10 protein-coding genes are annotated in these 6,528 nt (G+C 66.1%); 4 read left to right on the forward strand and 6 right to left on the reverse strand.

Features of this window, described 5'->3' with window-relative positions:
- Nucleotides 1–86: 86 nt before the first annotated feature.
- From B8115_RS07430 to B8115_RS07440, 3 genes are all read right to left on the reverse strand, one after another.
- A complete protein-coding gene (locus B8115_RS07430; protein WP_010627147.1) occupies nt 87–296 on the reverse strand; it encodes a PA3496 family putative envelope integrity protein in 210 nt (69 codons plus the stop codon).
- A 182-nt stretch (nt 297–478) separates the two neighbouring features.
- Nucleotides 479–913 (reverse strand): PAS domain S-box protein, encoded by a 435-nt coding sequence (locus tag B8115_RS07435; RefSeq protein ID WP_010627148.1) that lies wholly within the window; start codon nt 911–913, stop codon nt 479–481.
- Between the two features lie 109 nt (nt 914–1,022).
- On the reverse strand, nt 1,023–2,336 hold the full coding sequence (locus tag B8115_RS07440) for an MFS transporter (protein WP_010627149.1): 1,314 nt from the start codon (nt 2,334–2,336) through the stop codon (nt 1,023–1,025).
- Nucleotides 2,337–2,391: 55 nt separating this feature from the next.
- Here B8115_RS07440 and B8115_RS07445 point away from each other — a divergent pair, with 55 nt between their 5' ends.
- Together B8115_RS07445 and B8115_RS07450 are read left to right on the forward strand one after the other, a co-directional pair.
- Nucleotides 2,392–2,661: a SelT/SelW/SelH family protein gene (locus B8115_RS07445; RefSeq protein WP_010627150.1), complete on the forward strand. Its 270-nt coding sequence runs from the start codon at nt 2,392–2,394 to the stop codon at nt 2,659–2,661.
- A gap of 5 nt (nt 2,662–2,666) precedes the next feature.
- Nucleotides 2,667–3,581, forward strand: coding sequence for a DMT family transporter (locus tag B8115_RS07450; protein WP_010627151.1), 915 nt, complete (start codon nt 2,667–2,669; stop codon nt 3,579–3,581).
- On the opposite strand, the gene B8115_RS07455 is transcribed toward B8115_RS07450, so the two are convergent.
- The 3 genes from B8115_RS07455 to B8115_RS07465 form a co-directional block, all read right to left on the reverse strand.
- On the reverse strand, nt 3,566–3,913 hold the full coding sequence (locus B8115_RS07455; protein WP_010627152.1) for a type II toxin-antitoxin system RelE/ParE family toxin: 348 nt from the start codon (nt 3,911–3,913) through the stop codon (nt 3,566–3,568). The genes B8115_RS07450 and B8115_RS07455 overlap by 16 nt on opposite strands.
- On the reverse strand, nt 3,910–4,173 hold the full coding sequence (locus tag B8115_RS07460) for a type II toxin-antitoxin system Phd/YefM family antitoxin (RefSeq protein WP_010627153.1): 264 nt from the start codon (nt 4,171–4,173) through the stop codon (nt 3,910–3,912). Before B8115_RS07460 ends, B8115_RS07455 begins: the two co-directional genes overlap by 4 nt.
- A 66-nt stretch (nt 4,174–4,239) precedes the next feature.
- Nucleotides 4,240–4,944: an arylesterase gene (locus B8115_RS07465; RefSeq protein ID WP_010627154.1), complete on the reverse strand. Its 705-nt coding sequence runs from the start codon at nt 4,942–4,944 to the stop codon at nt 4,240–4,242.
- On the opposite strand from B8115_RS07465, the gene B8115_RS07470 reads away from it, so the two are divergent.
- A complete protein-coding gene (locus B8115_RS07470) occupies nt 4,943–5,695 on the forward strand; it encodes an ABC transporter ATP-binding protein (protein ID WP_010627155.1) in 753 nt (250 codons plus the stop codon). The two genes, B8115_RS07465 and B8115_RS07470, sit on opposite strands and share 2 nt — an antisense overlap.
- Nucleotides 5,692–6,528 (forward strand): ABC transporter permease (locus B8115_RS07475; RefSeq protein WP_010627156.1); only part of this gene is annotated, 837 nt, incomplete at its 3' end. The genes B8115_RS07470 and B8115_RS07475, both read left to right, overlap by 4 nt.

The raw sequence follows: 6,528 nt of genomic DNA on the forward strand, positions 1-6,528 counted from the left end.
GGAATTCCACTGGAGTTGAGGGGTTCAGTGGCCACGATGATAGTGGTCGGGCAGGGCAAAGGCCAGTGTCGCTGCGATGGGGGTGTCTACTCTTCTTCTTCCTCGTCGAGCAGCATCCAGTCGTCTTCGATGACGCGCTTGAGGCGGCGCTCTTCCAACAGGGCCTCGACGCGGCGTCGGGCACGCAGGGTATCGGCACGGCTGGAGGCGCGAGGACGCACATAGTCGTCGTCGTTCACCGCTTCGAGGAAGTCGTCGTCGTCGTGAGTGTCGTTGACAAGGGGTTCATGGCTCATGCGAAGTCCTCCCATGGCCCAGTGTCGACCGCGCTGCGATCGACGTATCGCACATCCGCTTCGCGTCCGAAGCGACGGACCTGAAGCGCCATCGGTGCCAAAGATCGGCACCTGACGGCTATATATATCCGGAAGGAGCCGAGAGCAAGCTTAATCGCGATTTTTTTCTTTGCGCCTGCAGGTTACGAGAGGCCGTGCTCGGCCTTGATTCGTTCCAACTCCCGCTGCGCCTCGACGCGCTCCGTGACGTCCTTCTGTACACCGATGTAGTAGGTCAGGTTGTCGTCGGCATCGTAGACGGGGGTGATCGACAGCTCGTTCCAGAACAGGGTGCCGTCCTTGCGGTAGTTGCGCAGCACCTCCCGGCACGGCCGGCCCTCGGCCAGCGCTTTGCGGATGTTGTCCAGCGCCGGCTGGTCGCGGTCGTCGTTCTGCAGGAAGCGGCAGTCCTGGTACAGGATCTCGTCCGCGCTGTAGCCGGTGAGCCGCTCGAAGCCCTTGTTGACGTAAATGAGAATGTTCTCGTCACCTTCCTGTTCGGCGACCACGATGCCGTCCTCGGAGGCGTCGACGATTCGCTCGAGCAGTTCGGGGCTGATCAATGGGGTTCGTTTCATTCCAGGCATTCCTGTCTCGGGCTTGGCGGTTACCGATCGTGTCTATTACCAAATGTCACTATGCTACACCATGGCCAGCCGGCGCCAGATTGACAACGTCTACTGAACTTTACTCGACATCCGGCAGGCGTGCAGCGGAGGTGGCGGCTCCCAGCGCCATCACGGCCAGTACCACCAGCAGCCAGTCGGTACCCAGCCACTGGGCCAGCACACCCGTCATGCCACCGACAAAAAGCATCAGCACACCGGTGATGGTATTGGAAAGCGCGACGTAGAGTGCCCGTTTGTCCTGGCCTGCCATGTCGACCAGGTAGGTCTTGCGGCCCAGGCGCACCCCGGCGTGGACGACGACAAGCAGAGCATAAACCAGGGCATAGGGCCATACCTGGGTGGTCCACTCTCCCGGCAGCCAGGCGATGCCGGCGCCGAGCAGACAGCAGGCCGCAGCGCCCAGGCCGGTGTCGCGCAGCACGCTGCGACTGGAGGTGTCGGAGCGCTTGCCCCACACCGGGCTTGCCAGCATGCCGGCGAGGCCCGAGACCACGATCAGCAGGCCCAGCCCGCCAAGCTCGGCGCCGCTCTGCTGCTGACCGAGCAACGCTACATAGGGCAGTGCCAGGGCGCTGGCCAGCAGCAGCGCACGTGAGATATTGAAGTGCAGGAAGTTGCGGTCCTCACGCATCAGATGCAGCCCCAGTTTGATGCTGCTCCAGGCGTTCTCGCCGCCCTCCACGGCGCCCGGCACCTCGGCGATGCGGGCCGCGCACAGGGCATTGACGGCCCAGCCCAGCGCGGCGACGCCTAGCAGTGCCGCCAGGGCCAGTTCGCCGGGGCGATCTTCGAACAGCATCAACACGCCGCCGGCAGCCAGGGTGACGGCCCCGGCCACGCTGCCGCTCCAGCCCAGCAGGTTGCCGCGGCGCTGCTTGGCGATGGTCTTGCCCAGCACGTCCTTGGTGGCGATGGACGAGAGCCCGCGGGCCAGCGAAAGTGCCACCAGCGTGATCAGTACCAGGGCGCCGCCGAGCCCGCCCTGGCCGAACAGGGCGAGCAGCGCGAGTGTCACCGCCGCCAAGGCCTGGAGGCAGCCGCCGACGACCCAGGCCCACTTGCGCTGCGGCTTGAGACGAATGAAGCCGGCGACGAACAGCTGCGGCAGCAGGGCCCCCGCTTCGCGGATCGGCACCAGCAGCCCGACCATCCACAGCGGGGCGCCGATCACGCCGAGCAGCCAGGGTAGCACCAGGCGGGCGCTGGAGAGTTCGTCTGCCAGCTTGTTGCCCAAGGAGGCGAACAGGTGCAGGAAAAAATTGCGTGGCTGCTCGTCGCAGGCCTCGTCGGCGATGTCCTTGCACATGCGGCTGTCTTCATCGCCCGTCAACCACTCGTACAGTCGCGACTGGCTGATCTCGCGCTCGCTCATTCCGGCTCCTCGGCTGCTATCATTCCGGTTCCATTGTTGCGACAGGGTGGTCCGCATGTCACGCATCCGCATCCATTACTGCACCCAGTGTCAGTGGCTGCTGCGCAGCGCCTGGCTGGCCCAGGAGCTGCTCTCCACCTTTGGCGAGGAGCTGGAAGAGGTCGCCCTTGTGCCCTCCCACGGGGGCTATTTCGAGATCTTCTTTGATGACGAGTCGCTTTGGGAGCGCAAGCGCGACGGCGGCTTCCCCGACAGCAAGCAGCTCAAGCAGCGGGTACGCGACAGACTCGACCCCGGGCGGGACCTGGGGCATATCGATAGATGAAAACCATGGCCAGTGCGGCAATGCCGAATCAGGACCGCCAGGCGATTCTGTTCGGCCTGGGCGCCGTGGCGCTGTGGTCGACGGTGGCCACCGCCTTCAAGGTGGCGCTGGGCTACATGTCGCCGCTGGAGCTGATGTGGCTGGCATCTGCAGTGTCGTGGTTGCTGATGGGCGTGCTGGTGATGCGTCAGGGGCTGCTCGGCCAGGCCCTGCGCCGCGGCTGGCGCACCGCCGCCTGGGCCGGGTTGATGAACCCGGTGGCCTACTATCTGGTGCTGTTCGGTGCCTATGCCCGCCTGCCGGGCCAGGAGGCCATGGCGCTCAACTACACCTGGGCGTTGGCCATGGCCTTTCTCGCCGTACCCATCCTCGGCCAGCGGCTGACCCGCACCGACGTGGCGGCAGGGCTGATAGCCTATGCTGGGGTGTGGGTGATCGCCACGCGAGGGCAGGTGCTCGACGTGGCCTTTGCCGATCCGCTGGGCGTGGGGCTGGCGCTGGGCTCGACGCTGTTGTGGGCGCTTTACTGGCTGCTCAACGTGCGCGACGCCCGCCCACCGCTGGTGGCCCAGTGGCAGAACTTCAGCGTCGGCCTGCCGGTGCTCACGCTGCTGATGCTGCTGGGGCCCGGCTTCACCTGGCACGGCTGGGCGGCGCTGGGCGCCGGGGTCTACGTCGGCCTGTTCGAGATGGGCATCGCCTTCGTGCTGTGGCAGCTGGCCATGCATCGGGTGTCGCGTACGGCGCGGGTCTCCAACCTGATCTTCCTGTCGCCGCCGGTCTCTCTGCTGCTGCTCTATTTGGTGGTGGGCGAGCCGATCCTGCTCTCCACTCTGGTCGGGCTGGTGCTGATCCTCGGTGGCCTGGGGTTACAGCAATGGCAGAAGGCACCGCGGGCAGCGGCTCAGGAGAGCAGCTGATATTCGAACAGCAGTTGCTTGAAGTCCTGGCGCTGATGGGCGAAGAGATAGACTGACACCTGCTCCTGCTCGGGCCAGAAGCGATAGATGACCCGGTAGCCGTCGATCAGCAGCTCACGGTAGTGGCCGATGCCCAGCTCCAGGGCCAGGCAGCAGACAGGATAGGTATGGGGATGGGTCGAGAGCCGTTCGAGACAGGTCGTGACGAGGTTTCGTGAAATTGTCTCGACACGCGGCAACGGGAGCTCGAGTTTGTCGAGCAGGAAGTTCTCGCAGGTTTCCAGGCTGAGTTCTGCCGTGGCTTCGAAGACCACTCGCAGCGGCGTTGTCATAATGATTCGCCACGGCGTGCCTCGTGCCTGGTCTCGAGCCGCGCCATGAACTCCTCGGCGCTCATGGTCTTGCCTTCCTCACGGCTCTTCTCGCCCAGGCTCAGCAGCTTGAGCAAGGCAATAGCCTGCTCGCGGCGCTCGTGGGCGGCGTAGGACTCCACCACGTAGGTAGGCTTGCCCTTTTGCGTGATGACCAAGGGCTCCTCCACGTCGAGTGTGGCCGCATTCTGCTTGAGGTAGCTGATGGTCTCGGTGCGCATGAGTGCACTCCTGATAACATGATGGTGGTCCAAGAATAGTCCGCAAATGGACCGCCGGCTAGTCGCTCATTCCGCTGCCACTTCGGCCAGCTGCACGCCGTTGTTTTCCAGCATCGGTTCGAGGGCGGGCCAGACGTTGTCGAGTATGATGGGTTGGGCCTCGGCGGTGGGGTGGATGCCGTCGCTCTGCATCAGGCCATCTTCCAGCGCCACGCCTTCCAGCAGGAAAGGCACCAGTGGGGTATCGTAGGTATCGGCCAGACGGCTGAAGACGTCGGTGAAGGCGCGGCGGTAGGCCTGCCCGTAGTTGGGCGGAATGTCGATGCCGAGCAGCAGCACTTCGGCGCCGGCGGCCTGGCTGGCCTCGATCATGCCGGCCAGATTGGCCTCCATCTGGGTCGGCGGCAGGCCGCGCAGACCGTCGTTGCCGCCCAGCTCGAGCAGAACGATGTCCGGGTCGTGCTGTCCGAGTAGCTCGGGGAGCCGGCTGGCACCGCCGCCGCTGGTCTCTCCGCTGATGCTGGCATTGACGACCCGCGCGCTGCCGTCGAGCCGCTCCTCGAGCAGGGTGACCCAGCCGGCCTCCTGCTCGAAGCCATAGGCTGTGCTCAGGCTGTCACCTATTACCAGCAGGACCGGACGCTCGGCTGCCAGGGCCGGAGCAGTGACCAGTGCCAGGGCGAACAGCGCGCTACCGGCAAGGCCAGCGCCGCAGGAACGCCAGCGCGCCAGCCAGACGCCTACCAGACCAAAGGGAAAGACTTTCACCATGACCGACTCCTTGACTCGAGATGCTGTTTCGCTTGCCGCCGCTTCCGGGCGTGACGCCAAACCGATTCTACATGCTCGTCAGCTGAGCAAGCAGGTGACGAGTGGCGAACGGCGGCTCACCATTCTGAGTGGTCTGGAGCTCGAAGTGTTCCCCGGCGAGAGCGTGGCGATCCTCGGCCAGAGTGGCGCAGGCAAGTCGACCCTGCTTGGCCTGCTGGCGGGGTTGGACGAGCCGAGCGGCGGCGAGCTCGAACTATTCGGCGAGACGCTCGGCAAGCTCGATGAAGATGGCCGCGCCCGGCTGCGTGCCGGCCGGGTCGGCTTCGTGTTCCAGAACTTCCAGCTGCTGCCGACCTTGACGGCGCTGGAGAACGTGCTGCTGCCATTGGAGCTCTCGCCGCTTCCCGACGCCGGGGCCCGGGCCCGCGATTGGCTCACCCGCGTCGGTCTGGGTGAGCGCATGGAGCATCTGCCCAAGCAGCTTTCCGGCGGCGAACAGCAGCGGGTTGCGCTGGCCCGGGCCTTTGTCACCGGCGCCGAGCTGGTGTTCGCCGACGAACCCACGGGCAACCTGGATCAAGCCACCGGGGCGCGCATCATCGACCTGCTGTTCCAGCTCAACCGCGAAGCCGGCACCACCCTGGTACTGGTGACTCACGACCATGCGCTGGCGGCGCGCTGCGATCGTAGCCTGCGTCTGGAGGAGGGGCAGCTGATCGAACTATTGCGCGATGAAGAGGTGGGCGCATGAGCCGAGCCTCTACCCAGGCCGAGGGCGCCAACCTGCTGCGCCTCTCCGCCCGCGGCCTGCTGCGCGATCTGCGCGCCAGCGACGTGCGTGCGCTGTTCGTCGCTCTGGCGCTGGCGGTGGCCGCCTCGACCATGATCGGCTTCTTTCTCGACCGCCTCGACCGTGGTTTGACCCGTCAGGCCGGTCAGCTGCTGGGCGGCGATCTGGTACTCGAGCAGGGCCGCCCCTTCAGCCAGGAGCTGCGCCAGACCCTGGAAGAGGCCGGCATGACGCTGAGCGACCAGGTCGACATGGTGACCATGGTCAGCTTCGGCGACGCCTTCCAGCCGGCCAGTCTCAAGGCCGTGGACAGCATCTACCCCCACTACGGCGAGGTCTACGTCGACCGCGGCGAGGGTCTCGAGACGGTCGGCCACGGCCCCGCTCCGGGGGAAGCCTGGGTGGCGCCGCGCCTGGCGCTGCTGCTGGAGGCGGAGCTGGGCGACCGCATTCAAGTGGGCGAGGGCGAGCTGACGTTGACCGGACTGGTCGAGCGCGAGCCGGACCAGTCCGCCGGCTTCGGCAACTTCAACCCGCGGTTGATGGTCCATCTCGACGACCTCGAGGCCACCAACCTGGTGCAGCCGGGAGCGCGGGTGGAATTCGAGCTGCTTGCCGCCGGCCCGCCCCAGGCGCTGGATCAACTGGCGCCGCTGCTCGAGCGCCTGCGTCGTGACGGCGTCGAGGTGCGCGACCTGCGCCGCGACCGACCGGGCCTCGGCAACGCCCTGGAGCGTGCCGAGCGCTACCTGAGCCTGGCCGGTCTTGCCGCGGTGCTGCTGGCCGGGGTGGCG

This window comes from Halomonas sp. KM-1 (assembly GCF_000246875.1).
In the GTDB taxonomy this organism is placed as follows: Bacteria; Pseudomonadota; Gammaproteobacteria; order Pseudomonadales; family Halomonadaceae; genus Halomonas; species Halomonas aerodenitrificans.

Coding starts and splice junctions, on each gene's coding strand:
- B8115_RS07440 (WP_010627149.1), bottom strand. CDS start 2,336: ATGAGCGAGCGCGAGATCAGCCAGTCGCGACTGTACGAGTGGTTGACG.
- B8115_RS07455 (WP_010627152.1), bottom strand. CDS start 3,913: ATGACAACGCCGCTGCGAGTGGTCTTCGAAGCCACGGCAGAACTCAGC.
- B8115_RS07445 (WP_010627150.1), top strand. CDS start 2,392: ATGTCACGCATCCGCATCCATTACTGCACCCAGTGTCAGTGGCTGCTG.
- B8115_RS07470 (WP_010627155.1), top strand. CDS start 4,943: ATGACCGACTCCTTGACTCGAGATGCTGTTTCGCTTGCCGCCGCTTCC.
- B8115_RS07460 (WP_010627153.1), bottom strand. CDS start 4,173: ATGCGCACCGAGACCATCAGCTACCTCAAGCAGAATGCGGCCACACTC.
- B8115_RS07435 (WP_010627148.1), bottom strand. CDS start 913: ATGAAACGAACCCCATTGATCAGCCCCGAACTGCTCGAGCGAATCGTC.
- B8115_RS07450 (WP_010627151.1), top strand. CDS start 2,667: ATGGCCAGTGCGGCAATGCCGAATCAGGACCGCCAGGCGATTCTGTTC.
- B8115_RS07465 (WP_010627154.1), bottom strand. CDS start 4,944: ATGGTGAAAGTCTTTCCCTTTGGTCTGGTAGGCGTCTGGCTGGCGCGC.
- B8115_RS07430 (WP_010627147.1), bottom strand. CDS start 296: ATGAGCCATGAACCCCTTGTCAACGACACTCACGACGACGACGACTTC.